Origin of the sequence: Rahnella ecdela, from assembly GCF_019049625.1 — a bacterium.
In the GTDB taxonomy this organism is placed as follows: domain Bacteria; phylum Pseudomonadota; class Gammaproteobacteria; order Enterobacterales; family Enterobacteriaceae; genus Rahnella; species Rahnella ecdela.
On sequence record NZ_JAFMOY010000111.1, the window covers coordinates 1 to 23,022 of the forward strand.

The 23,022-nt window shown below is 54.7% G+C and carries 22 protein-coding genes, 1 tRNA gene and 1 pseudogene; 8 read left to right on the plus strand and 16 right to left on the minus strand.

Features of this window, described 5'->3' with window-relative positions; genetic code table 11:
- Nucleotides 1-110 (plus strand): annotated as a pseudogene (locus J1784_RS26435) (IS630 family transposase); the annotation flags it as partial.
- Nucleotides 111-278: 168 nt separating this feature from the next.
- Nucleotides 279-1,061, plus strand: coding sequence for a CatB-related O-acetyltransferase (locus J1784_RS04470; protein ID WP_217148195.1), 783 nt, complete (start codon nt 279-281; stop codon nt 1,059-1,061).
- A gap of 229 nt (nt 1,062-1,290) precedes the next feature.
- Here J1784_RS04470 and J1784_RS04475 read toward each other — a convergent pair whose 3' ends face one another.
- From J1784_RS04475 to J1784_RS04485, 3 genes are all read right to left on the minus strand, one after another.
- Entirely contained in the window at nt 1,291-2,448 is a 1,158-nt protein-coding gene (locus tag J1784_RS04475; RefSeq protein ID WP_217148196.1) for a M20 aminoacylase family protein, read from the minus strand.
- A 135-nt stretch (nt 2,449-2,583) separates the two neighbouring features.
- A complete protein-coding gene (locus J1784_RS04480; protein ID WP_217148197.1) occupies nt 2,584-2,817 on the minus strand; it encodes a putative hemolysin in 234 nt (77 codons plus the stop codon).
- A gap of 120 nt (nt 2,818-2,937) precedes the next feature.
- Nucleotides 2,938-3,684 (minus strand): SDR family oxidoreductase, encoded by a 747-nt coding sequence (locus J1784_RS04485; protein WP_217148198.1) that lies wholly within the window; start codon nt 3,682-3,684, stop codon nt 2,938-2,940.
- A 96-nt stretch (nt 3,685-3,780) separates the two neighbouring features.
- Here J1784_RS04485 and J1784_RS04490 point away from each other — a divergent pair, with 96 nt between their 5' ends.
- A complete protein-coding gene (locus tag J1784_RS04490) occupies nt 3,781-4,719 on the plus strand; it encodes an AraC family transcriptional regulator (RefSeq protein WP_217148199.1) in 939 nt (312 codons plus the stop codon).
- A 59-nt stretch (nt 4,720-4,778) separates the two neighbouring features.
- On the opposite strand, the gene bhsA (J1784_RS04495) is transcribed toward J1784_RS04490, so the two are convergent.
- The 7 genes from bhsA (J1784_RS04495) to J1784_RS04525 form a co-directional block, all read right to left on the minus strand.
- Entirely contained in the window at nt 4,779-5,036 is a 258-nt protein-coding gene (bhsA, locus tag J1784_RS04495; RefSeq protein WP_217148200.1) for a multiple stress resistance protein BhsA, read from the minus strand.
- 92 nt (nt 5,037-5,128) lie between these two features.
- The gene (gene bhsA, locus J1784_RS04500) at nt 5,129-5,386 is read right to left on the minus strand and encodes a multiple stress resistance protein BhsA (RefSeq protein ID WP_217148201.1); all 258 of its coding nucleotides are present in this window, start codon (nt 5,384-5,386) and stop codon (nt 5,129-5,131) included.
- A gap of 239 nt (nt 5,387-5,625) precedes the next feature.
- Nucleotides 5,626-6,510 (minus strand): type I 3-dehydroquinate dehydratase, encoded by an 885-nt coding sequence (gene aroD / locus J1784_RS04505; RefSeq protein WP_238485387.1) that lies wholly within the window; start codon nt 6,508-6,510, stop codon nt 5,626-5,628.
- A gap of 109 nt (nt 6,511-6,619) precedes the next feature.
- Nucleotides 6,620-8,164, minus strand: coding sequence for a NosD domain-containing protein (locus J1784_RS04510; RefSeq protein ID WP_217148202.1), 1,545 nt, complete (start codon nt 8,162-8,164; stop codon nt 6,620-6,622).
- Between the two features lie 63 nt (nt 8,165-8,227).
- Entirely contained in the window at nt 8,228-8,947 is a 720-nt protein-coding gene (locus J1784_RS04515) for a DUF554 domain-containing protein (protein WP_217148203.1), read from the minus strand.
- Nucleotides 8,944-9,564, minus strand: a complete 621-nt coding sequence (locus J1784_RS04520; protein ID WP_217148204.1) for a UbiX family flavin prenyltransferase — start codon at nt 9,562-9,564, stop codon at nt 8,944-8,946. Before J1784_RS04520 ends, J1784_RS04515 begins: the two co-directional genes overlap by 4 nt.
- A 9-nt stretch (nt 9,565-9,573) precedes the next feature.
- On the minus strand, nt 9,574-11,061 hold the full coding sequence (locus tag J1784_RS04525; RefSeq protein ID WP_217148205.1) for a UbiD family decarboxylase: 1,488 nt from the start codon (nt 11,059-11,061) through the stop codon (nt 9,574-9,576).
- Nucleotides 11,062-11,216: 155 nt separating this feature from the next.
- Here J1784_RS04525 and J1784_RS04530 point away from each other — a divergent pair, with 155 nt between their 5' ends.
- The 4 genes from J1784_RS04530 (at nt 11,217) to paoC (ending at nt 15,985) form a co-directional block, all read left to right on the plus strand.
- A complete protein-coding gene (locus J1784_RS04530; protein ID WP_217148206.1) occupies nt 11,217-12,122 on the plus strand; it encodes a LysR family transcriptional regulator in 906 nt (301 codons plus the stop codon).
- A gap of 176 nt (nt 12,123-12,298) precedes the next feature.
- Complete coding sequence (paoA, locus tag J1784_RS04535; RefSeq protein WP_217148207.1) at nt 12,299-12,835, plus strand: aldehyde dehydrogenase iron-sulfur subunit PaoA; 537 nt, start codon at nt 12,299-12,301, stop codon at nt 12,833-12,835.
- Nucleotides 12,832-13,782 carry an FAD binding domain-containing protein gene (locus J1784_RS04540; protein ID WP_217148208.1) on the plus strand — a complete coding sequence of 317 codons (951 nt, stop codon included), beginning with the start codon at nt 12,832-12,834 and terminating at the stop codon, nt 13,780-13,782. The genes paoA and J1784_RS04540 overlap by 4 nt, the downstream gene beginning before the upstream one ends.
- Before the next feature lie 4 nt (nt 13,783-13,786).
- On the plus strand, nt 13,787-15,985 hold the full coding sequence (gene paoC / locus J1784_RS04545) for an aldehyde oxidoreductase molybdenum-binding subunit PaoC (RefSeq protein WP_217148209.1): 2,199 nt from the start codon (nt 13,787-13,789) through the stop codon (nt 15,983-15,985).
- Between the two features lie 176 nt (nt 15,986-16,161).
- Here the strand turns inward: paoC and J1784_RS04550 are convergent.
- From J1784_RS04550 to gpt, 6 genes are all read right to left on the minus strand, one after another.
- Nucleotides 16,162-16,237: transfer RNA gene (locus J1784_RS04550), tRNA-Thr, on the minus strand.
- A 158-nt stretch (nt 16,238-16,395) separates the two neighbouring features.
- Nucleotides 16,396-17,649, minus strand: coding sequence for a glutamate-5-semialdehyde dehydrogenase (gene proA / locus J1784_RS04555; protein ID WP_217148210.1), 1,254 nt, complete (start codon nt 17,647-17,649; stop codon nt 16,396-16,398).
- Nucleotides 17,650-17,659: 10 nt separating this feature from the next.
- The gene (gene proB, locus J1784_RS04560) at nt 17,660-18,763 is read right to left on the minus strand and encodes a glutamate 5-kinase (RefSeq protein WP_217148211.1); all 1,104 of its coding nucleotides are present in this window, start codon (nt 18,761-18,763) and stop codon (nt 17,660-17,662) included.
- 123 nt (nt 18,764-18,886) lie between these two features.
- Entirely contained in the window at nt 18,887-19,288 is a 402-nt protein-coding gene (crl, locus tag J1784_RS04565) for a sigma factor-binding protein Crl (protein WP_217148212.1), read from the minus strand.
- 63 nt (nt 19,289-19,351) lie between these two features.
- Complete coding sequence (frsA, locus tag J1784_RS04570) at nt 19,352-20,602, minus strand: esterase FrsA (protein WP_217148213.1); 1,251 nt, start codon at nt 20,600-20,602, stop codon at nt 19,352-19,354.
- Between the two features lie 177 nt (nt 20,603-20,779).
- The gene (gene gpt, locus J1784_RS04575) at nt 20,780-21,238 is read right to left on the minus strand and encodes a xanthine phosphoribosyltransferase (RefSeq protein ID WP_120131793.1); all 459 of its coding nucleotides are present in this window, start codon (nt 21,236-21,238) and stop codon (nt 20,780-20,782) included.
- 293 nt (nt 21,239-21,531) lie between these two features.
- Between gpt and pepD the strand changes: the two genes are divergently transcribed.
- Entirely contained in the window at nt 21,532-22,992 is a 1,461-nt protein-coding gene (gene pepD / locus J1784_RS04580; protein WP_217148214.1) for a beta-Ala-His dipeptidase, read from the plus strand.
- Nucleotides 22,993-23,022 lie beyond the last annotated feature (30 nt).

Genomic DNA, 23,022 nt, shown 5'->3' on the forward strand with positions numbered 1-23,022 from the left:
ATCATCGCTGCCGGACAATGTGGCAGTTACTGAAAAATGTCAGACAGTTTATGAAATCAGCTTCACCTTTCCCCGGCAGTCAACACGGGTTAACAAAAGTGGAGCGGTAATAGGCGCAGCTATTTAGCGCCCGGAGTTTATCCTCCGGGCGTTTTTTGCTTTATTTCTGCGCCTCCTCACGTGATTTCCACCGACCTCAGATTTTTGTTATGTCTGTTTTATGCTAGCATTTTGACAAGAATATATAAAAACAGCATTTCACCTTTGAGGAAGAATGAATGAAGTATCCCGTTGAGTTTCGATGGACTCAAAAACATGAGGATTATTGTGTAAGCCATAAGATCCATCTTAAATTCCCGGAAATAGTGAAGGGAATATATAAAAAGAGGAATGTATTCCTTTTTAGAAAAGGCGAGAGAGTAAAATTTACGACGGATGTTTGGGTAGAAGAATATGCCTCCATGCCGCGGAAAAGTTTCTGTTCGATGGGCGCGTATTCTTACGCGTGCAGTAAATTACCTAATAACCTCAAAACCGGCAGATTTTGCAGCCTGGCCGCAGGGGTGCGGATTATGGGGCCTCAACATCCCATACACCGGTTTACGACCAGTCCCCTGACTTATCACGATTTTTTCCCGAAAGTGGCGCAGGAGCAATTCGGAGAAACGCTGAACATTGCCGGGTTCGACTATATGCCGGCGGCAACGGTATTAGGTCATGATGTCTGGGTGGGGGAACACGCCGTATTAAAAGGCGGCATTACCATCGGTAATGGTGCAGTTATTGCGGCCAATGCGGTGGTCACCAGTGATGTGCCGCCTTACGCCATCGTCGGCGGCATTCCGGCTAAGATTATTAAATACCGATTTGCACCCGAGATCATCGATCGTCTTCAGGCGATTGAATGGTGGGAATATAAAATCACTGATCTGCCAGATGTTACCCAATCGGATGACATTCTTTATTTCCTCCAACAAATGGAAGATAAAATAGCCCGTGGCGAAATAAGAAAACATCAATATAAAATTGTTAATATCGCGCACGAGTTAGCGAAAATATAAGAACATCCGCGCCGGCGCACAGTACCTCAGGGATGTGGGCCGGCGGTACATTACTTTACTGTTTTCACCGCGAAACTTGCTGACAGTCTGTCGGGCAGAATCGCCATCAGCACCATGACCCGTAACGGTCAGCCCGCAGAAAGTACAGTGAAAAAAGTGCCGGGGATCTGACAGCAAAAAGGCCAGACGCGGTAAGTCGTGTGGCCTTTTTTAATGCGCCGTGCGGGCGTTATTCTTTCAGCTCGCGCTCAACCAATGTCGTCAGTACGCCGATACCCAGCGGAATAATGTCATCATTAAAGTCGTAACGCGGGCTGTGCAAAGACGCCGACGGCGTGGCGCCATCGGCTCCTAACCAAAAATACGCGCCCGAACAGGCTTCGAGCAGATAAGCAAAATCCTCGGCAGCCATCGACGGTGCATTATTGAAATGTACTTTCTGAATACCCGGCGTATTTTCTGCCGCGTCGCGCACAATATTGGCCTGCGCCGCATGGTTTTGCGTCACCGGATAACCGAATTCCCAGCGCACCTCCCCTTTCACACCAAACGGCTGCGGCACCGCTTTGACGTATTCCTCAATCAGCTGCCAGCATGTTTCGCGGGTTTTACTGCTCAGGCAACGCAGCGTGCCCGACATTTGCAGCGTTTCAGGGATCACGTTGATGGCCTCACCGGCCTGAAGCTGTGTCAGGCTTATCACCGTTTGTTCCAGCGGTGACAGACGCCGAGAGATCAGACTTTGCAGGGACAAGATCAGTTGCGCGCCCGCCACCACCGGATCAGCTCCGAGTTCAGGCATCGCGGCGTGGCAGCCTTTTCCGGTCAGGGTGATATAGAAGTTGTCCTGCGACGCCATCATCGGCCCCTGACTGACTGCCACTTCACCGACCGGCAAACCCGGCCAGTTGTGCAGCGCGTAAACCGCCTGCATCGGAAAGCGTTGGAACAGCCCTTCTTTCACCATCATTTCGCCGCCACCGAAGTTCTCTTCGGCAGGCTGGAAAATGAAATACACTGTGCCGCGAAAATGGCGGTTCTCACTAAGATGCTTTGCCAGACCCAGCAAAATCGCCGTATGACCGTCGTGACCACAGGCATGCATCAGCCCCGGATTCTGTGACTGATGAGCGAAATCATTCAGCTCATGGATGGGCAGCGCATCAATATCTGCGCGTAAACCGATGGACGGCCCCTCACCATTTCGCAACGTGGCGATAACACCGGTTTGTGCGATCCCGGTGTGAACTTCAAGACCAAAGGACAGTAACAGCTCACTGATTATTTTTGCGGTGCCATGCTCATTCAGACCCAGTTCGGGGCGCATATGGAAGTCCCTGCGCCATTGTTTTGCCTGCTCGATAATGTGTTGGGAAATGACCGCCATAAACCCTCTGCGCTGTTCTGAATCCGAAGCTGTGCGATGCTCTCACCGGCACGTGATGGATTCAAAGTATCACATCCTGCGGGGATCAGATAAACGTGAAATCGGGTTGTTTGCCTCTGCCCGGCGCGTTAATTATTATCCGTGATCCCGGCGGTACAATTCCCATTCGTCGATACCCCTGCCATCAGGGAATACGCAGTCGGCACGAACGCCGTGCGGGGTTTGCACACTCACCGATCTCCCGCCTCTTTCGTGGCAATATACCGCGGCCGGATTCGCCATTCCGGTCTGATGTTTTGCCGGTTTATGGTGGTAACTGACGCAACCTGCCAGCGCTGAAACCATGATGATGAGAAAGAGTTTTTTCATTACGGGCCTTTAAAAAATGAATAAGCGACGGAGGATTCTATTCCCCGCCGCCATCGGTTAGCTACTCCCCTATTCTTAAAAGGCGTGCTCTTTTTACTTCGTTTATCAGGCATTCAGCTTTCAGGAAAGTGCCATCGCGTCTGCCCCGGCAGGAATTCGCATCGGGGAATCAGTTTTGGTGACAGCCGTCCACACCGCTTCGGCGACATCTTCTGAATACGTTACCGGCGTGCTGGTGTCCTGAATGGCGGAAAACACACTCTGAGCGAAGTCCTGATACGCTTCGGGGATTTTTTCTGCCATGAGTTTGCGGGCATTGGTGCCAAAGCTTGTGCCCGGTGCGCGCCCCGGCAGGACCAGATGCATGCGGATATCAAACGGAGCCAGCTCCAGTGCCAGTGATTCGGTGAACGCATTCACCGCCGCTTTGCTGCCGGTATAAACCGAAAGCAGTGGCAGTGATTTCAGCGTCACACTTGATGTCACATTCACTATTACACCCGACCGGCGAGCCCTGAACTGCGGCACAACGGCCTGCGTCATGGCGATGGTTCCGAAAGTGTTGGTTTCAAAAATCTGACGCACGGTGTCTATTTTCTCTTCCTCCAGCGGTCCCAGGAGACCGATACCGGCGTTATTGACCAGCGCATCAATGGGTCCTGCTTCTTCAAAGCAGCGTCGGATACTTTCAGCGTCAGTAACGTCCAGCGCCAGAATGCGTAATGCATCAGATTCCGGCAGCAAATCTTTTTGCGGCGTCCGCATGGTGGCAATCACGCGCCAACCTTTTTCGAGGAAATGACGCGCAATGTCGAGGCCGAAACCTGAAGAACAGCCGGTGATCAGAACGGTTGATGGTGCAGACATAGGAAACTCCTTCGTATTGGACAGGACTCCTACGATAGGCGTACATTTCAGGAATACCTATGTTCCGAACGCCATGTTTTTGTCGAGATCGTCCAAATGGTAGATCCTTTAGCAGATGTTATTTCATTACTTCAGCCCGGCGCACCCTTTTCAAAACTGGTGATCGCCTCCGCGCCGTGGGCGGTGCATCGTGCAGAAACAGGACGCCCGTTTTACTTCGCGGTACTGGAAGGATCCTGTTATCTGACGGTAGAAAACGAGACTAAGAATGACACCCTTCTGCTCAGTGAAGGGGATTTCGTATTGATCCCGGAAGCAAAGAGTTTTTCGACCTCAAGCCTTGACCGGCAGCCGCCCGTTACCGGAGAAACGATCACCACGCCCGTCGTGCCCATGCCCGGCGGCGCGCGTGTCGGCGATCCGAACGGCAATATTGATATGCGGATGCTGGTCGGAAACTGTGTTTTTGGCTCGCCGGATTCGGCGCTGCTGGTGTCGTTACTGCCGCAATGGCTGCATGTTCGGGGGGAAAAACGTTTATCGACACTGGTGCAGATGGTCGGGGAAGAATATCGCTCGGATAAACCGGCGCGGGAAATGGTGATGACGCGTCTGCTGGAAGTGCTGCTCATCGAAGCCTTCCGCTCGGCGGCGGTGACGGCGGCATCGCCCGGACTGGTGCGCGGCCTTTCCGATCCGAAACTGGCGCTCACATTGCGCTGTATGCACGAGTCCCCTGCCGCACCGTGGACTATTGCTCAACTGGCCCGCGAGGCTGCGATGTCGCGCTCGGCGTATTGCGAACGCTTCCACCGCGCTGTAGGAATGGCACCGGTGGCCTATCTGATGTCCTGGCGGATGGCGATTGCCAAAAAAATGCTGAGTGAACGCGAACTGTCGATTGCCGATATTGCAGAACGTACCGGTTACAGTTCAGTCAGCGCTTTCGGTGTGGCATTTACCCGTTACGCGGGGATTTCTCCGGGGCGCTTTACCCGTCAGAATGATATTACGGAACCACATTTCCCGGTCTGACAGAAACGAAAAAGGCGGCAACCGCCGCCTCTTCTGCTTACTGCTTGTTACTGCTCAGCTTATTTGTACATTTCTGCTGTGCCGTAAAGCTGGTTATTACCGGATGCACCGATAATACGGTATGAACTTGCACCTGCCTGGGTGGCTTTTGCATTCAGTTCTGATTGCAGACCGGAAATTGAACCGGTGGTTGATGCACCGACCACACCGATAGATTGCTGACCTGCCGGAGCGGACTGAACTTCAGTGGCTGCCAGAGTGGTGAATGATGCAGTTGCCAGTGCGATAGCAGCGATTGTCATAGCGATGTTTTTCATAATATTTTCCTCATTTCGATTGTTTGTCTTTGCAGACTTACCGTCAGTTGCAAAGCATTTCTGTCCGATTATTAACCCTGATACTGTCGTTCTTATTTATAGATTTCAGCAGTACCGTAAAGGTGGTTTTCACCAGAAGCGCCGATGATGCGGTAAGACGACGCACCGGCTTCACTGGCTTTAGCATTCAGTTTTGATTGCAGGGTAGATAAGTCACCGTTTGATGTTGCACTGATGGTACCGACTGCTTGTGCACCAGCTGGTGCAGACTGAACTTCAGTTGCGGCCAGGGTTGAGAAAGAAGCGGTGGCAAGTGTCAGAGCAGCGATGGTCATTGCGATAGTTTTCATGATGTTAATTCCTGTTCGTTAATTTTTGTTCGGGGTGCCTTCTTCAGGAACCTCAGTTTCAGGTCAACGTTATTTATTAATTAACGTTCGATAAGTAAATACTAAGCGCCGACGAGAGGTTGTGCAAGCACTTTATTTAATGACCGTTAACTAATTGTGCGATCGCAAGGAAATGGCGGATAAAAGATGTAAAGCTGGAAAGGGGAATGGCAGAGACGGGATGCTCTGCCGCAGAAGAATTAGTGGCTGGTTATCGCAAGATGCAGGGTATTCATTTCCTGATGAAGCTGGTGCGCTTCAATCTGGCCAGGTGCTGAAGGCGTGCCCAGCATACCAAACGTCAGATCATCACCGAACACTTCACCGGAAAGTCGGGATACCGCGCCCAGTCCGCCCATTGACATGGTCAGCAAAGGTTTCAGGGAATACTGTTCACGGATTTGCGCCGTGGCATCCATCAGTCTGACTACGTCTTCCGGGTTGTGCGGCATCACGGCGATTTTCAGGATATCCGCGCCCATGCTGTCTTGTTTGCGCAGGCGGGCAACGATATCGGCAACCGAGGGCGTGTTGTGGAAATCATGGCTGGACATCACCACTTTGATCCCAGCTTTATGCGCGGCAGCGACCACCTGATTCACCACTTTTGCATCGCGGAACATCTCTACGTCGAGAATGTCGATGAAGTGATCGTTGATCAACGACAGGTACAGATCGCCATAGGCTTTATCGCTAATGGTTTTCATGCCACCTTCGGCCTGCGTGCGGAAGGTGAGGATCAGCGGTTTACCCTCCGCGGCGGCCGCAACCTGTTTGCCCAGCGCGCCGACTTTGGCGGCGTCACTGGCAAAAGTCAGGTAATCGATGCGGTATTCAATCAGATCAGCATCCGGGTTGGTGCCGATGGTTTTGGCCTGTTCCAGCACCTGACCGGCAGTGGTGCCGGTGGTCGGGACGATAATTTTCGGAGTACCTTCACCAATCACCGTGTGGCGGATGGTGATCGGCACAGCGTGACGCTGCATCACAGCCACCGCCGGTGCGCTGGTCTGTGCAGCCATCGCTGCGCCCTGCACGCTCAGTAAAAGTGAAAGGGCTAATATAGTTTTGGTCAGTCTCATCATAGTCTTCCTGTTGAATATCGTGACACGTCTGCCCGGTGGCGAACGCCACCCGGCGACATTTTATTATTTGCAGGGAATGCACTCTGTCAGGACGAAGGCTAGAGAGGATTTATTGTGTCAGCGCGGCCGGTTTGCTCAGTGGTGAGGTGGCACCGTCGCTGGTGGTGGCGGTGGAGGTGACGTTGGCAATGTGTAAATCGGCAGCCACGGTCAGCTGATCGTGGATGATCCCCTGCCCTTTGGCGTCGATCGGCACCTGCTGATAGCCGAGATAGTTTTCCGCTTCATCCTGAGTGGATTTGCTGTTGGAGAAGAACTCGATGCGGTACAGCGTATTCGCCTCGCCTCTCACCCTGCCGTCAATAGTCAGGCTATTCTGGTGGCGGCTGACGTGAGTGATTGCTGGCGCGTGCTGATCTTTATTCGGCGTTTTTTCACAGTCCGCAGACTGACCGTCGATGGCACAGATTTTTTCCAGCGTGCTGGTGTCGTTGCTGATACCGCCGCCGCGGTTGCCGATAAAGGCCGCGTGTTCCAGCCCCGGCACGTTAAACACAATCGCCCCGGCAAAACCCGGCAGGCAACTGCCGCCCGCAAAGCAACGGTTCACCGGTTTGCCGTTGTCGATCATGATGTTCGCCGTAATGCGGTTAACCGCCGGTCCGGTAATACGGTTGATGCCAAACGCGCCGTCTTTGCCCGGTTCGCCCTGCGGACGGACGGACACCGCGACACGGTTGCCGGTCATGATATTGCTGTCGACGATATTGCCGGTGCCGCTGAGGGTGACGGCGGAAGACAGATTGGTGAAGGTGTTCCCGGCGATATAATTGCGGTTGCCCCAGTTAAGCTGCACGCCGTCAGAATAATTTTCGAAGTGGTTATGCAGCACCTCGTTATCATTCCCCCACAGCATTTCCAGCCCCTGCGAAGGTTCTTTGTTGTTCACCTCGTCGGTAGTCACAAAGTTATCCGCAATCAGGTTGAATGACGCGCCGCGCGTGGCTTCCATCGCGTCGCCATTGTTCACGAAAGTATTACGGATAATTTTATTACGCTCGGTGGTGGTGGCGGTGGAACTCCCCTTGCCGTCATCGCCCGTCATCATGATCCCCGCGCCACCGTGGTTGCCCACAATACGGTTGTCTTCAATGACGTTATCTTTCGCGCGATTGATCAGGATGCCGATACAAAAATTGCGCACTTCCAGCCCCTGCAGCGTGACGTCATGGGTATCGCGTAAAACCAGTCCCGGCATAGTCGTGGTACGAACGTTCGCGCCATATTGTCCGCTGACCGCCCCCGGACAGGATTGCGGTTCGCTGCCTTTGATATAACCGGTGCCATCGATGGCGGCGAACTGGCCGCTTTTCTGCCAGTCGAGGTTGATGATATCCACCGGCCCGAGGATCGGCGGCAGAGGTTTAACCGGTTTAATCACTAACGGCTGATGATCCGGTGACTGAAGTTCAATGCGGTAATGTCCGGCGTTCTGGTTATTTTTCTCCAGCGCCCAGCGCAAGGTACCTGCGCTGCCGTCATCGGCGGATGAGGTGACTTTTAAGATTTCTGGTGCGGTATAAGTATTCTCTGCTGCAAATGACGCGAAAGGCAGGAGTAACGCCAGCGCCATAGAAATTTTATTTATTATCATGACAGTACCTGTTTCTTCTTAGATAAAAACACGTTGTTTCCCGCGGAGGCGGGGGTCGTTAATTCAGAAAAAATGGACCCATAAACTCGAAATCGGCATGGCCAGCACCAGCGCGGGCAACATGTTGGCGACCGGAAAGATTTTGATGCCGCAGATACGAAAACCGGTGGCGAACATCAATACACCGCCGACGGCAGAGAAATCCGCCTGCATTTGGGGCGTGGTCAGCGGCAGAATAAACACCGCGCCGTACGCCAGCAGCAACTGGATGATCAGCTGCGGTACCGCGACGACGGCCACTGCAAAACCGAGCGTGGTGGCAAAAATGGCGGCGGTGAACAGATCGAGGAACGATTTGGCGATCAGCACGCTGGTATCGCCGGTCATGCCTTCATGCATGGAGCCGAAAATCCCGGTGCCGCTGGCGCAGAACAACACGATAATTGCCACGTAGCTTTGCAGGAACTTCTCCTGAGATTCCTGATCGCCTGGATCGGATTTGACAAAAATCTCTACCAGACTGCGGGCTTTGCTGCCCAGTTTGCCGATGCCTTTCTCCAGATAACAAAGTTCACCCAGCAACGCGCCGAGGATCACCGACAGCACCATCACCGGCATGTGGCTGACTTTCACCACCAGCACGATGCCCATACACATGGAGGCCGCCCCGAAAATGAGCGGCATGGAGTTACGCAGACGTTCCGGCAGGCGGTTACTGAGCAACGCGCCGACAATCCCGCCGAGCAAAACGGCAGAGCCGTTGATATAAGGTCCGATAATCACGGGTTATTACTCCTGGTCATTAACGTCATGTTTTCGCCCCAGCGGGGCAGATCGGCACAGTCCAGATCCAGCAGTCCCAACGCCCGCGCCACGCTGTGCGCGATGATGTCTTCCACACTGGTGGGTCTGGCGTAAAGGGCAGGAACCGGCGGAAAAACAATGCCGCCGCATTCCGTGACCTGTTGCATGTTGCGTAAATGCCCCGCGTGCAGCGGCGTTTCACGCACCATCATCACCAGCCGGCGTCGTTCTTTTAAAACGACGTCTGCCGCCCGCGTCAGCAGGTTATCCGTCAGGCCATTGGCCACTGCCGCCAGGGTATGCATTGAACACGGCGCCACCAGCATGCCGAGCGTACGGAACGATCCGCTGGCGATGGCCGCACCGACTGCGCGGAAGGGATACACCACATCCGCCAGATCAGCCACGTCCGCTTCGGTCAGCGTGGTTTCATGTTCCCGGTTGAGGTGCCCGGCCGGTGAAATCACCAGATGCGTTTCCACATCCAGCTGGCGCAGGTAACGCAACGCCTGAACGCCATAGGAAAACCCGGACGCACCGCTGATCCCGACGATCACACGGGGCTTCTGTGAGGCTTTCAATACAGACCCTGACATGCTGTTTCCTTATTTTTTGTTGAAGCCCGGAATAAAGCGGTTTACATCCACGTCGAGGAACTCGCTGCGCTGGAAATTCGCTTTCAGGTTGTAAGGTACTGTGCAGTCGAAAATGGTTTTGCAGGCAATACCGTGGTCGCGTACCGACGGGCTGAAGGCCGGATCGGAAGACGGATCGAGCGGATGGCAACGCACGCCGGGAATAAAGACGGTGCTGACGTCTCCCTGATAGCGGGTGGTCATCGCCCAGATCACGTCGTTAAGGTCGAAGACATCGACATCTTCATCCACCAGCATCACGTGTTTCAGCTCAGAGAAAGCAGCAAACGCCAGCAGTGCGGCCTGACGCTGACGACCTTCATCGGCCGCAAAGCGCTTTTTCACCTGCAAAACCGCGAGGTATTTACCGGTACCCGGTGACGGGCAATGAACGTTCTGTACAAAGCCCGGCAGCGCGCGTTCCACCATCTGCAAGATGCTGGCTTCAGTCGGAATACCGGCCATGTTGGTGTGTTCGTCGCTTGGTCCGATACAGGTTTGCAGGATCGGATGGCGGCGGTGCGTAATGGCTTTGACTTTAATGACCGGCACTTCGGCCTGCGCCGCACCGGTGTAACCTGGGAATTCCGGCATGGCTTTGCCGGTATTGGTGTTCTGGTCTTCGCGAACGCGGTAGTTCGGTACCAGTTCGCCTTCAATAACCACTTCAGCGTTGGCAATACCGCGCGCATTGACGGTGAGTGCATCCACCAGTTCGACGGCCTGATTACGCAGGCTGCCGGCGATTGACAGTTCGTCAAAGCCCAGTGGTGTGGTTGGCGGCTCAAAACAGGCACCGATTTCAATCGCCGGATCAACGCCAATGCTGATGGTGATCGGCAGCGGTTTGCCTGCGGCTTCGGCTTTCTGGCGGAACACGTCCAGGTGACGGCCCGGCACAAAGTACATGGAGATTTCATCTTTGCTCTGCACGCACAGGCGGTGAATGGTGACGTCGTGCTCACCGGTTTCAGGATCAGCGGCGTAGCACATGCCGAGTGTGAAATACGGACCGGCATCTTCCGGCGTATTGGTCGGCGCTGGCAGGATTTTCAGAATATCGAAATCCGGGTCGGTAGCCAGATGTACCACTTCCTGACAGACCGCTTTTTCACGCGGAATAACAATAGGCGGAATAGGATTCGACACGGAGTCTTTCAGCATAAACGCCAGATTTTCCGGCGTGGTACCAAACAGACGGGCCACACGTTTACGCGAAGACAGCAGGCCAATCAGCACCCGCATGTCGTTATAGCCTTTGACCTTATTAAAGATCATCGCCGGACCGATTTGGGTCGGACGTTTCACGGTGCCGTGCGCACCGACGTAGCGGTATACACCGGATAACTCCGCAATCGGATCCACAGGCTCATCGGTGTAGATCAGTTCATCGTCGTACTGGCTTAACACCGCCAGCGCGGACCGGAGATCCGTCACTTTTATTTGTTCTTCAGACATCTTTTGCCCCTTAAAGTTATGTCATCGAGGATGCACCGGCAGGCTCTTCATCGCCGCTGCCCGGTCAGTTTGCAAAGGATCGCTGATAAGAGTCCAATAACAATACACCGCTCTTTGATAAGGGATTATTATGAGAAAAACGCACCGGAGGACATATGGATTACCGACAATTACACTCGTTTGTGGTGCTGGCTGAAGTGCTGCATTTTGGTAAAGCCGCCCTGCAACTGAACATCGCGCAGCCTGCATTAAGTCAGCAAATCAAGCAGCTGGAACAATCCCTGGGGATCCCGCTTTTCACCCGCGACAAGCGCCACGTGGCGCTGACGTTCGAGGGGCTGCAACTGGTCGAAGAAGCGCGTATTGCCATCACGCACTACGAGAGATTTCTCGAGAACGCGCGCAGTTTGCGACAGGGACACAAAGGGCAGCTGAAGATCGGCTATGTCGGGTCGTCGATTCTGGATCCGGCGCTGGCGCTGTTAATTAATGGTTACCGCAGGCAGAAACCCGATATTGAGATCGTCATTGAGGAACATAACGTTCACGAGCAGCTAACACTTTTGCTCAATTATCAGCTGGATATCGCCCTCGTCCGGTCGCCAGTTCCGCGATTCCCTGAACTGGAATATCTGGATATCGCCACCCGCCCGCTGATCGCCGTGCTGCCACGCGATCATCCCGCCGGTTCCGGCCAAAAAATCTCGCTTTCGTCGCTGTCGGAGTCGCCTTTTCTTATCCAGAAAGATCCGCCGGGCGTTGGCCTTGGCTGGTCAGCGATTAACGCCTGCGAACAGGCGGGATTTGTGCCGCAGAAAATTCAGTTCACGCGGGATGTTTCTGCGGCCATCGGGCTGGTATCGATGGGCATGGGCGTCACGCTGGTGCCGGAAACCCAGCGCTCAATGATGATTTCCGATGTGAATTACTGTTTTCTGACCGATCCCGGTGCGACCACCACGCTGACCCTCAGCTGGCAGCGGCATCTGAAAAATAAAGCGCTGGCAGATTTCATCCGTTACGCACGGGAGCTGACCAGAGCGGTGGCTGAAAAAATGTAAATACGGATGAGGAAAACCCTCTTCCGCCGGGATTTACAATTTCTGCTCATGGCCCTTGCGGTATTCAGGACTAATCCGATCGCCATCGCCGACTATGCTTAAGGCTTCGCTATAAAAAAAAGCGCGTCATCAGCGCAGGCATAAAGCATCTCATTTGGTAATCCCGGAGGTCTGGCATGAGCAACCACGACGAAATCCACACATCCCACCTGAAACTGAAAGTGAACGGCCAGATCCGACAACTGGTCGTTGATACGCGCACCACGCTGCTGGATGCGTTACGAGAGAACCTGCAACTGACCGGCACCAAAAAGGGCTGCGACCACGGTCAGTGCGGAGCCTGTACGGTGATCGTCGACGGACGGCGCATTAATTCCTGCCTGACGCTGGCGGTGATGCAGCAGGATGCTGAGGTCACCACCATTGAAGGACTGGGCACACCGGATAATCTGCACCCGATGCAGGCAGCCTTTATCAGGCACGACGGCTACCAGTGCGGTTACTGCACACCGGGGCAAATCTGCTCCTCGGTGGCCGTTTTGCATGAGATCGAAAATGGTATCCCGAGCCATGTCACTCACGATCTGGTTTCTCCTCCTCAGTGCACCGCAGATGAAATTCGCGAACGCATGAGCGGCAATATTTGCCGCTGCGGCGCGTATTCCAACATACTCGCGGCGATTGAAGACGTCGCCGGGGGGCAAAAATCATGAAGGCTTTCACATATGAGCGGGTGCAAACGCCTGCCGATGCCGCCGCCAGTGCTTTACAGCATCCCGGTGCAAAATTTATCGCGGGCGGCACCAACCTGCTGGATCTGATGAAACTTGAGATCGAGCAGCCCTCGCATCTGATCGACGTTAACGGTCTGGCGCTGGAAACCATTGAGCCAGACGGCAAAGGCGGTCTGCGCATAGGCGCGCTGGTGCGCAATACCGATCTGGCGGCTGATTTACGTATCCGCCGTGATTATGCCGTGCTTTCACGCGCCTTGCTGGCCGGAGCCTCCGGCCAGTTACGCAATCAGGCCACTACAGCCGGAAACCTGCTTCAGCGCACCCGCTGCCCGTACTTTTACGACACCAATCAGCCCTGCAATAAACGCCAGCCCGGCAGTGGCTGTGCCGCCCTGAAAGGGTTCAGCCGCCAGCATGCGGTAGTTGGCGCAAGTTCGGCCTGCATCGCCACGCATCCGAGCGATATGGCCGTTGCCATGCAACTGCTGGATGCCGTCGTCGAAACCATCAATCCTGACGGCGTGGTTCGTCGCATTCCGCTGGCTGACTTCTACCTTTCGCCTGGCGAGACGCCGCATCTGGAGACAGTGCTGGCCGCAGGCGAACTCATCACCGCCGTGACCCTGCCGCCGCCAGCGGGCGGAACGCAGATTTATACTAAGGTTCGTGACCGGGCGTCTTACGCCTTCGCGCTGGTCTCCGTCGCCGCTATTGTTCAGGCGGATGGCACTGGCCGGGTCGCACTGGGTGGCGTGGCACATAAACCCTGGCGGCTGGCAGAAGCCGATGCACAGGTGGCACACGGTGCCGGAGAGGTGTACGCGCGGCTCTTCGCTGACGCGCATCCGACACCTGAAAACGAGTTTAAGCTGATTCTGGCGAAACGAACGCTCGCCTCAGTGCTGGCGCAAGCGAGGGCATAATCTGATGAAATTTGACACTCCTGCACAACAAAATCCCATCGACCAGATGAAGGTTGTCGGCCAGCCCCACGACCGTATCGACGGCCCGCTGAAAACCACCGGTACCGCGCCCTATGCCTTTGAATGGCATAATGAAGTGCCCGGAGCGGCGTTCGGTTATGTGGTCGGATCCGCCATTGCCAAAGGCCGGATAACCATGATGGACTTACATGCCGCCGAAAATGCACCCGGCGTGCTGGGGATCGTCACTGCGGAAAACACCGGTAAATTGGGTAAAGGCGACATGAATACCGCCACCCTGCTCGGTGGCCCGAAAATTGAACACTACCATCAGGCGATAGCCGTAGTAGTTGCGGAGACTTTCGAGCAGGCGCGTGCTGCCGCATCGCTTATCAACGTGGAATATGAATGCGAGAAAGGCGCGTACAGCCTGGCGAAACAAAAACCTTCTGTTACCACTCCTCCGGAAGATACGCCGGATAAAACTGCAGGCGATTTCGGCAGCGCGTTCGCCGCCTCACCGGTGCAACATGACGCCACCTACACAACGCCGGATCAGAGCCATATGGCGATGGAACCGCATGCGTCGCTGGCGGTGTGGGAAGGCGATAAACTCATCCTGCGCACCTCGAACCAGATGATTGCCTGGTGTCGGAGCGAACTGTCCAAAACGCTCAAAATACCTGAAGAGAAGATCCGCGTGATTTCGCCGTATATTGGCGGTGGCTTTGGCGGTAAACTTTTCCTGCGCAGTGATGCGGTGCTGGCGGCGCTGGCGGCTCGTGCGATAAAAAGACCGGTCAAAGTCACCCTGCCACGACCGCTGATCCCCAACAACACCACACACCGTCCGGCCACTGTTCAGCACATCCGCATCGGTACCGATGAGAAAGGCCGGATCACCGCCATTGCCCATGAAAGCTGGTCCGGTAACCTGCCCGGCGGCACACCGGAGATGGCGGTACAGCAAAGTGAACTGCTTTATGCCGGACAAAACCGGCTGACAGGATTGCGGCTGGCACAGCTGGATTTGCCGGAAGGTAACGCGATGCGTGCGCCCGGCGAAGCGCCTGGCCTGATGGCGCTGGAAATCGCCATCGATGAAGTGGCGGAAAAAGCCGGTGTCGACCCCGTTGAATTTCGGATTCTCAACGACACGCAGGTGGATCCGCTCCATCCTGAACGGTTCTTCTCACGCCGTCAGCTGATCGAATGCCTGCGTACAGGCGCGGAGAAATTTGGCTGGCACCGCCGCAACGCTACGCCCGCACAGGAGCGCGACGGAAAGTGGCTGATTGGCATGGGCGTCGCGGCGGGCTTTCGCAATAATCTGCTGGATAAATCCGGTGCGCGCGTACATCTCGACGCACAGGGCATGGTGACGGTGGAAACCGACATGACGGATATCGGCACCGGCAGTTACACCATCATCGCGCAAACCGCCGCCGAAATGATGGGTGTGCCACTGGAAAAAGTCGTGGTACGACTGGGGGATTCGGATTTCCCGGTATCAGCCGGTTCCGGCGGCCAGTGGGGCGCAAATACCTCTACTGCCGGTGTTTATGCCGCCTGCGTAAAACTGCGCGAAGCCATTGCGGAAAAACTCGGGTTTGATGCACAGAAATCGGTATTCACCGACGAACTGATTTGTCAGGGCGACCGCACTGCCCCGCTCGCCGACGCGGCGGCCAGCGGCACCCTCACCGTCGAAGACACCATCGAATTCGGCGGGCTGGATAAAACATTCCAGCAATCGACCTTCGCGGCACACTTTGTGGAAGTCGGTGTGAATATCGCCACCGGCGAAACCCGCGTCCGCCGCATGCTGGCCGTTTGTGCCGCGGGCCGGATCCTCAATCCTAAAACCGCACGCAGCCAGGTGATCGGCGCAATGACTATGGGCATCGGCGCGGCGCTCACGGAAGAGCTGAACGTCGATACAAATCTGGGGTACTTCGTGAATCACGATCTGGCTGGCTACGAAGTCCCGGTGCATGCCGACATCCCCGATCAGGAGGTGATTTTCCTCGACGACACCGATCCGGTTTCCTCGCCAATGAAAGCCAAAGGCGTCGGCGAACTCGGTCTGTGCGGCGTCAGCGCCGCTATCGCCAATGCCATTTATAATGCGACAGGTGTCAGGGTCAGAGATTATCCGGTGACGCTGGATAAATTGATCGCAGGGTTGCCTGAGCTGGAGTGATATTCCTATTGCCTTCAGGATACTCTTCAAATTTTTCTTTGAGCTGCATTTTTCCCCTACCTGAGGAGAACAGGAGGGCACTGTCTAAAAAATCTGACACGCGAGACAGAAATAGACTGGAAACTGAGATGCTAATCGAAATGAATGTTTGATAATCAGGGAGTTTAGAACAGAAATGGTGCCGACTACCGGAATCGAACTGGTGACCTACTGATTACAAGTCAGTTGCTCTACCTACTGAGCTAAGTCGGCTTTTTGGAGTGTTACCGGGGAACTACGGGGTGCTAAATTAGTGAAATCTGACGCTGCCGTCAAGCCCCCTGCGGTGCGTTTGCTGCTTTTCTAATCACCCTATGCAAAATAAGGAGTTAGCACCGGCTTCATGACGAAAATTCCACCGGTGCCACGCGTTACGGACGGACTAAATCGTCGCCGTAACCAACCCATTTGTAGGTCGTCAGGGCTTCTAATCCCATCGGGCCGCGGGCGTGCAGTTTTTGGGTACTGACCGCCACTTCTGCGCCTAAGCCGAACTGTCCGCCGTCGGTGAAACGGGTGCTGGCGTTGACGTACACCGCCGAGGAATCCACTTCACGCACGAAACGGTCGGCACTGCTGATGGAACGGGTGAGGATCGCATCGGAATGCTCGGTGCCGTAGGTGCGGATATGCGCCACGGCGGCGTCCAGATCGGCGACAACCGTAACGTTCAGATCCAGCGACAGCCATTCGTCCGAATAATCTTCTTCGGTCACCGCCAGCACTTTCGCCGGGCCGTTTTGCAGATACGGCATCGCAGATTCGCTGGCGTGCAGCGTGACACCTGCGCGGTGCATTTTGTCGCTCAGTTCCGGCAGGAATCGGGCGGCAATAGCGTCATGCACCAGCACGGTTTCGAGGCTGTTACAGGCGCTCGGACGCTGCACTTTCGCGCTTTCCAGCACAGTCAGCGCTTTATCGAAATCAACGCTTTCATCCACAAACGTATGACATACGCCGATACCGCCGGTGATCACCGGAATGGTGGACTGTTCGCGGCACAATTTGTGCAGCGCCGCGCCACCGCGTGGGATCAGCATGTCGACGTATTTATCCAGACGCAGCAGTTCCGCCACCAGCGCGCGATCCGGGCTTTCAATCGCCTGAACCGCCGCTTTCGGCAGTCCGCACTCTTCCAGTGCCATCTGGATGACGTTAACCGTCGCCTGATTGGTGTGATGCGTTTCTTTGCCGCCGCGCAGGATAACGGCGTTGCCGGTTTTCAGGCACAAGCTGGCGACGTCGATGGTCACGTTCGGACGCGCTTCATAAATCACGCCGATCACGCCGAGCGGCACACGGCGGCGTTCGAGACGCAAACCGCTGTCCTGCTGTGAACCGTCAATCACCTGCCCGACCGGATCGCTCAGGCGGCAGACATCGCGCACGTCGCTGGCAATCGCCGATAAACGTGCGGGCGTCAGCAGCAGGCGGTCTAATAACGCTTCGCTCATACCGCTTTCACGTGCTGCGGCCATGTCGAGTTCGTTGGCAAGAATAATGCTCTGGCTGTTGGCCTCAAGCATGTCGGCCATCAGCATCAGCGCACGGTTTTTCTGCGCGGTGCTGAGGGTGGAAAGCTGCCAGGACGCGGCTTTCGCGGCCTTGCCCATCTCGTTAAGCATGGAAAACTCCTTAACTGACAATCATGTCGTCACGGTGAACGGCAACCGGGCCGTATTCGTAACCGAGAATTTCGCTGATCTGCTGAGAGTGATGACCGGCAATCATGCGCATCGCATCGCTGTTATAGCGGCTGACACCGTGTGCGAGGTCGCGTCCGTTCAGGTTGCGGATGCGGATCACTTCGCCACGCGAGAAATCGCCTTTCACTTCGCGGATCCCTTTTGGCAGCAGCGAGCTGCCGCGCTCCATCATGGCGGAAACCGCGCCGTCGTCGATGGTGATTTCACCGGCAGGCGGTGCGCCGAAGATCCAGCGTTTACGATTCTCCAGCGGTGTCTGCATGGCGTGGAAACGTGTACCCACGGAAACACCGTTGATCACATCACCGATCACGCCCGGCAGGCTACCCGCAGCAATAATAGTATCGACACCCGCACGGCACGCGACATCCGCGGCCTGCAATTTGGTCGCCATGCCGCCTGTGCCAAGACCGGAAACGCTGTCACCCGCCACGCCACGCAGTTCGTCATCAATGGTCATGACTTCGCGGATGAGCTCCGCCTGCGGGTTAGTGCGCGGATCGGCGGTGAAAAGACCGCTCTGGTCAGTCAGTAGCAGCAATTTATCGGCACCGGCCAGAATCGCGGCCAGCGCGGAAAGATTGTCGTTATCGCCGACTTTGATCTCCGCCGTCGCCACCGCATCGTTCTCGTTAATGACCGGTACGATACGATTATCGAGCAGCGCGTGCATGGTGTCGCGGGCGTTGAGGAACCGCTCGCGGTCTTCCATATCGGCACGCGTCAGCAGCATCTGACCAATGTGGATGCCATAAATCGAGAACAATTGCTCCCACAGCTGGATCAGACGGCTTTGACCGACAGCAGCCAGCAGTTGTTTGGAAGCAATGGTGGCGGGGAGTTCGGGGTAGCCAAGATGTTCACGCCCGGCAGCAATCGCGCCCGACGTCACAATCACAATCCGATGCCCTGCCGCATGTTGCTGCGCGCACTGGCGGACAAGCTCAACAATGTGAGCACGGTTGAGGCGGCGTGAACCGCCAGTGAGCACGCTGGTGCCCAGTTTTACAACCAGTGTCTGACTACCACTCATAATCGTTCCATTAGTGTGAATAAGAAGTGCTTCTGTGTCTTTTTTAACAGGGGAGAAGCGTTATGCCAACCGGCATAACGCTATAATAGCAGCATTCAGTATGGGAATGGGTAGTACGGAAGGTCAGGCGGAGAGCTTCACCGGTTGTTCGCTGAAATCATCAGCGGGTTCCAGTCTGAGCGACATCTCTTCAATCATCTTATTCAGGTTCTTGTGGAACCCTTTCAACGTTGTCTCAAGCTTCTCACGAACTTCAGCATCTTTAATGTTTTGCGCTTTCCAGATGCCATCTTTGTCGAACAAACCGAAATGATAAACATAGGTAAAACGTTCAGCTTCAGCCTGTAACTCAATCCACCAGCCCCAGAACTCACGCTTCTCTGGCGCGGGCTTCACGTTCACACAAACCGCTAAGCAGTCAAAGAAAAAGCGGTCGTTTTCGCATTTCCCTTCTCTAATGTACGGCCCCAATGTACCGAAACGTTTCATTAGCCTGCTTTTAGGATGACCACTTGGTAACGTCATTGTACAACCTCCATAGAAAGACGATCCTTTTTAGCAAAACGTTAGGAATTAGCAACCGTTAAGTTAACGCATATGCTTTTGCAACCACTCACAAATCTCGTGCAATGCGCGATCAAAATGCTCGTAAAGTGGCTCGCTCTGAATGGCTAAAAGCTTGCCTTCCGATGAGGAATCCGCAATCAACTTGGCTTCGGCCTTCGGACTGAAGATGTCGTTTTCCCAGTATGCGGCCAGCATTGGCGTCGGCGTTCTGCGCCCGAGCAGCCCCTGCATTTTCAGAGAATATCGATTAAGTTCGGTTTTAAGTGCAGAATCCGACGCGCTGGACATCCCGAGACGGCTCGCCAGCACATCCATATACATATCGGGAACCTGTTCCTGACATTTCGGGTCGCTCAGCAGGGAATGCACCAGCGCGCCTAACGTGGCGACCGCACAGACACGGCGTGGCTCGAGATAGGCCAGACGCACGGCGACGTTCGCCCCAAAACGATAACCCAGCAGGCTGACGCGGCTGGCATCGATCCAGGGAACATCGGAAAGCTGATGCAATACCTGCTGATGCAGGAAGCTGGTGTCCTGAGTGAGTTTCCACTTCGACGAAAATCCGATCGACGGCATGTCGATAGTCAGCATCGCAATACCCATCGGTGCGAGATAAGAACGGAACAGGCGCTGATGGTCACTTTGTAACGTATCCAGACCGCCACACACCATCACGGTCGGGAACGGTGCTTTGCCTTCGTTCGGCAGGTGCAGAAAACCGGTGATCGGCGCTCCGCCCGGAATTTTGAAGTCGATCTCTTTGAGAGTATACGGCGAATGTTCTGACGATTTTTCGAACGCTTTATTGGCCAGCGCTTCTGACTGTTCTGCCAGCGTATCGCCTTTGAGATGGGGATATCCGGCGATGCTGTAAAGGTTCGCCGCCTTCAGCCAGTATTCGCTGGCCAGGTTCGGATCTTTTTCTTCTGCAGCTTTTTGCTGCCACGCCATCGCCTGATTGGACCATTCGTAAACCCAGTTACCGTTACGGTAGCCAATCACTGTGTCCAGAAGCAGCGGATCGCTGTGCTCAGCTTTAGAAACCGCGATGCGCGAAAGCACTTCTTCGACTTCTAATGGATCAACACCCCGCCACATCCACATCAGACGGTTAATGGTTCTGTACCAGCAATTTACCGTATCGCCTTCCAGCGCAGTATGCATCGGCGGGTGCGTATTATGATGATGAACGCGACGAACCAGCGTCGAAGTTTCCGGGTATTTAAAGGAAGGTTTAAACAGTTTTTCCGTAAGGTTGGCTGGAGCCATAATGCATGATCCTCCGTTAGCAAGCAGCAGGTCGCCCGCAGGCAACCCTTTCTGGACGGGATTATAACCCGCCCACGTTGCGACAAGACAGGAGTGAGGTCAAGCGGAAAGGATTTCAAGTCAACAAAAGCAAAACGCCCGGCAATAAGCCAGGCGTCTTTTATAAAGTGCAGGGGATCATTTTCCCACTAAAGGAGGAACAAACACGACGCCCATATCCCACGGCTGTTCGATCCAGGTGTTCTGCGGGATGTCGATCACGTAATCATCGACCAGCGGCGCGCCGGCTGGTTTAGCGAAGATCGTGATAAAATGTGCTTTCGGATACATTTCGCGGATAGCTTTCGCGGTGCCGCCGGTATCAACCAGATCGTCGATGACGATAAAGCCTTCGCCGTCGCCTTCTGCGCGTTTCAGCACATGCATTTCGCGCTGATTATCATGGTCGTAGCTGGAGATACACACGGTATCCACGTGACGGATGCACAGCTCGCGAGCCAGCAACGCTGCAGGAACCAGGCCACCACGGCTGACTGCAATAATGCCTTTCCATTGTTCTGCCGGCAGCAGGCGTTTAGCCATAGTGCGGGCGTGGATTTGCAGCATGTCCCAGGTTACAACGTATTTTTCGCTCATAAAGGTGTCCCAGCCAGTGAATTAACGGCTTCTAAAAATGTATTGGGGGGAAAAAAGGTTGCGCGAGATTATAGTGAGTCCGTCTCACAAAAACCAGCAATTATCTGGCCCCGGCGGCCTAAATATCCCGGAATTTATCCCGGCGCCCGCGCACAGGTTAAGATTAAGTGATATTCTGTCAGGCCACTCGCCACACAGTCTGGCGGGGATTACTTAACCTTAAACCTACAGCATCTCAATCAGTTCGCCTGCAAATGGAGCCTGAATGAGCTGACTGTTACAGGAGACTTATAGTGTCTGAACTGTCTCAGCTTTCGCCACAACCGTTGTGGGATATTTTTGCCAAAATTTGTTCAATTCCGCACCCTTCTTACCATGAAGAAGAACTGGCAAAACACATCGTTGAATGGGCACAGGAAAAGGGTATCCACGCTGAGCGTGATGAAGTCGGCAACATTTTGCTGCGCAAACCGGCCACAAAAGGCATGGAAAACCGCAAAGCCGTTGCCCTGCAGGCGCACCTCGATATGGTGCCGCAGAAAAACAACGATACCGTTCATGATTTCACTAAAGATCCGATCCAGCCGTTTATCGAAGACGGTTGGGTAAAAGCCCGCGGTACCACGCTGGGTTCTGACAACGGCATCGGTATGGCGTCCGCGCTGGCAGTTCTGGCTGATGACAGCGTAGAACACGGCCCGCTGGAAGTGCTGCTGACCATGACCGAAGAAACCGGTATGGCGGGCGCATTCGGCCTGCAACCGAACTGGTTACAGTCTGAAATCCTGATCAACACAGATTCAGAAACCGAAGGCGAAATCTACATGGGTTGCGCCGGCGGGATTGATTTTACTGCCACACTGCCATTGAGCCGTGAAGTGGTACCGGCCGGTTTCACTACGCTGAAACTGACCCTGAAAGGCCTGAAAGGCGGCCACTCCGGCGCTGAAATCCACTTAGGTCTGGGCAACGCAAGCAAACTGCTGGCGCGTTTCCTGGCTGATAACGCCGAAACCCTTGGCCTGCGCGTGCTGGACTTCGCCGGCGGCACACTGCGTAACGCCATCCCACGTGAAGCGATTGTGACGTTGGCCGTTGCCGCGGATAAAGCAGATGCACTGAAAGCGGCTGCACAGGAATTCCTGGCAACGATTCAGTTCGAACTGTCTGCAGTAGAGAAGAAAATTGCTCTGGTTGTGGAGCCGGCTGAAAGCGCAGCGAAAGCGCTGACTGCTGAATCTCAGGGCAAATTCATTGCCTTGCTGAACGCAACGCCAAACGGCGTGATCCGCATGAGCGATGACGTGAAAGGCGTGGTAGAAACCTCCCTGAACGTCGGTGTTGTCACCATGAAAGATGACGAAGTGGCGATCAATAGCCTGATCCGTTCTCTTATCGACAGCGGTAAAGAATATGTGGTCAGCATGCTCAATTCACTGAGCGAACTGACGGGCGCAAAAAGTCTGGCAAAAGGCAGCTATCCTGGCTGGAAACCTGAGCCAAGCTCTCCGGTCATGACGCTGGTGCGTGAAACTTACCAGACGCTGTTCAACAAAACCCCGAATATCATGGTTATCCATGCAGGTCTGGAATGCGGTCTGTTCAAAAAACCGTACCCGGACATGGACATGGTTTCCATCGGGCCAACCATCACCGGGCCACACTCGCCGGATGAGCAGGTTGAAATCGCCAGCGTCGAGCTGTACTGGAAACTGCTGACGGCTCTGCTGAAAGCAATTCCTGAACGCGGTTAATACACGATCAGTCCCCTAAATCATTCGGGC

Excerpts from the sequence above, each read along its gene's own strand:
- frsA (WP_217148213.1), bottom strand. The coding sequence starts at position 20,602 with ATGGCTCCAGCCAACCTTACGGAAAAACTGTTTAAACCTTCCTTTAAA.
- bhsA (WP_217148201.1), bottom strand. The coding sequence starts at position 5,386 with ATGAAAACTATCGCAATGACCATCGCTGCTCTGACACTTGCCACCGCT.
- J1784_RS04480 (WP_217148197.1), bottom strand. The coding sequence starts at position 2,817 with ATGAAAAAACTCTTTCTCATCATCATGGTTTCAGCGCTGGCAGGTTGC.
- proA (WP_217148210.1), bottom strand. The coding sequence starts at position 17,649 with ATGCTTAACGAGATGGGCAAGGCCGCGAAAGCCGCGTCCTGGCAGCTT.
- J1784_RS04520 (WP_217148204.1), bottom strand. The coding sequence starts at position 9,564 with ATGTCAGGGTCTGTATTGAAAGCCTCACAGAAGCCCCGTGTGATCGTC.
- J1784_RS04475 (WP_217148196.1), bottom strand. The coding sequence starts at position 2,448 with ATGGCGGTCATTTCCCAACACATTATCGAGCAGGCAAAACAATGGCGC.
- J1784_RS04485 (WP_217148198.1), bottom strand. The coding sequence starts at position 3,684 with ATGTCTGCACCATCAACCGTTCTGATCACCGGCTGTTCTTCAGGTTTC.
- J1784_RS04530 (WP_217148206.1), top strand. The coding sequence starts at position 11,217 with ATGGATTACCGACAATTACACTCGTTTGTGGTGCTGGCTGAAGTGCTG.
- J1784_RS04470 (WP_217148195.1), top strand. The coding sequence starts at position 279 with ATGAAGTATCCCGTTGAGTTTCGATGGACTCAAAAACATGAGGATTAT.
- J1784_RS04525 (WP_217148205.1), bottom strand. The coding sequence starts at position 11,061 with ATGTCTGAAGAACAAATAAAAGTGACGGATCTCCGGTCCGCGCTGGCG.
- proB (WP_217148211.1), bottom strand. The coding sequence starts at position 18,763 with ATGAGTGGTAGTCAGACACTGGTTGTAAAACTGGGCACCAGCGTGCTC.
- paoA (WP_217148207.1), top strand. The coding sequence starts at position 12,299 with ATGAGCAACCACGACGAAATCCACACATCCCACCTGAAACTGAAAGTG.
- paoC (WP_217148209.1), top strand. The coding sequence starts at position 13,787 with ATGAAATTTGACACTCCTGCACAACAAAATCCCATCGACCAGATGAAG.
- bhsA (WP_217148200.1), bottom strand. The coding sequence starts at position 5,036 with ATGAAAAACATCGCTATGACAATCGCTGCTATCGCACTGGCAACTGCA.
- crl (WP_217148212.1), bottom strand. The coding sequence starts at position 19,288 with ATGACGTTACCAAGTGGTCATCCTAAAAGCAGGCTAATGAAACGTTTC.
- J1784_RS04490 (WP_217148199.1), top strand. The coding sequence starts at position 3,781 with ATGGTAGATCCTTTAGCAGATGTTATTTCATTACTTCAGCCCGGCGCA.
- gpt (WP_120131793.1), bottom strand. The coding sequence starts at position 21,238 with ATGAGCGAAAAATACGTTGTAACCTGGGACATGCTGCAAATCCACGCC.
- J1784_RS04510 (WP_217148202.1), bottom strand. The coding sequence starts at position 8,164 with ATGATAATAAATAAAATTTCTATGGCGCTGGCGTTACTCCTGCCTTTC.
- aroD (WP_238485387.1), bottom strand. The coding sequence starts at position 6,510 with ATGATGAGACTGACCAAAACTATATTAGCCCTTTCACTTTTACTGAGC.
- J1784_RS04540 (WP_217148208.1), top strand. The coding sequence starts at position 12,832 with ATGAAGGCTTTCACATATGAGCGGGTGCAAACGCCTGCCGATGCCGCC.